Source organism: Escherichia sp. MOD1-EC6300 (genome assembly GCF_002965045.1).
Lineage (GTDB): Bacteria > Pseudomonadota > Gammaproteobacteria > Enterobacterales > Enterobacteriaceae > Escherichia > Escherichia coli_F.
In genome coordinates this window covers 1-1,247 of sequence record NZ_PTRH01000051.1, presented here as the reverse complement: position 1 = coordinate 1,247, position 1,247 = coordinate 1, and the positions used below count along the sequence as shown (strand labels likewise).

At 58.1% G+C, this 1,247-nt stretch carries 1 protein-coding gene; it reads right to left on the bottom strand.

Annotated elements, in window-relative coordinates; all coding sequences use genetic code 11:
• Positions 1 to 1,247 (bottom strand): type VI secretion system tip protein TssI/VgrG (tssI, locus tag BGE37_RS24720; protein ID WP_105288550.1); only part of this gene is annotated, 1,247 nt, incomplete at both ends.

Sequence of the window (1,247 nt, the reverse complement as noted above, 5' to 3'; positions counted from 1 at the left end):
GTGGTGCGGTTATTCAGCACCTCGGTGTTCATGTTCTTCTGCGCGTGGATGTAGACCTGTTCTTTCCCTGTCGCATCGTCAAACTTCAGTTCATTAAACCCGCTGCCCTTATAGGTTTTCGAACGAATGGTCATCTGCGTCTTTGTTCCCGGCAGGCTGCCGGGGGTGCGGTTTTCCTGGTGGTAGGTGCGCCCCATAATAATCGGCTGGTCCGGATCGCCGTTGAGGAAGTCCACAATGACCTCCTGACCCACACGCGGTATCGCCAGGTTACCAAACCCGGTGCCTGCCCACGCCTGTGCCACACGGATCCAGCATGAACTGTCCTGGTTTGACGGGTTATAACGGTCCCAGTTAAATTTCACCCGCACGCGGCCATGTTCATCACAGAAGATTTCTTCTCCTGCCGGTCCCGTCACGACGGCGCTCTGCGGGCCATCCACCAGCGGTTTCAGCAACGGCTGTGGCCGCCATGTTCTGTCTGCCGGTATTACCGCAAAGTGGTTATTCAGCGTGGTACCTGAACCACTGCGTCCCGGCACCGCCTGCGGCTGTTCGCCGTGCAGTTCACTTGCCACCACCTGCCATTCCCGGTTCAGGTTCGCCTGCGGATGCCCCGTCAGCGCAATTCGCCGTCCCGGCCATATCTCCGGAGAACGGCTTGTTCCGCGCGCCACTTCTGCGTTGTTTCGCCAGCCATCCATCTGCCAGCGGGCAAAGTTCTGCCCGTGGGCACCCTTGAAACGTCCGGGGTAGTCATACACTTCATACTGTGTGCGCTGGTAATCCTGGTACTGGCCTTCCTGATCAAAACGCCCTGCCCAGCCGGGTCGTTTAAAGGTGTAGTCCTTGGTCACCACGGAAGAAGGGCGGATTTGTGCGCTGTAGCGGAACTGGCTGATGCATAGGGTGCTCACCTCGGTACGGGTGTTCGGATTCCAGGGGATCTCAAAGGACTCCGGCAGATAACGCACGGTGTCGCACAGGACCAGGCTCTGGTCGGTACTTTTTTGCGCGTGCTCCTCATAAAAGAAGATGCCTTCCTCCGCCGCCATCCGGCACAGGAAATCGTAATCGGTTTCGCCGTACTGGACACAAAACTCACGGGAAGGATGCGGCTCGCTGAACAGCGGACTCCACTCGGTCACCCCGTTTTCTTTCAGGATCGTCGCGAGTATGCTTTCGATGTCCTCATTCTGGAAGATACGGAAGTTCTGGCGCAGCCCTGTGCGCCACAGCGGTGGGCA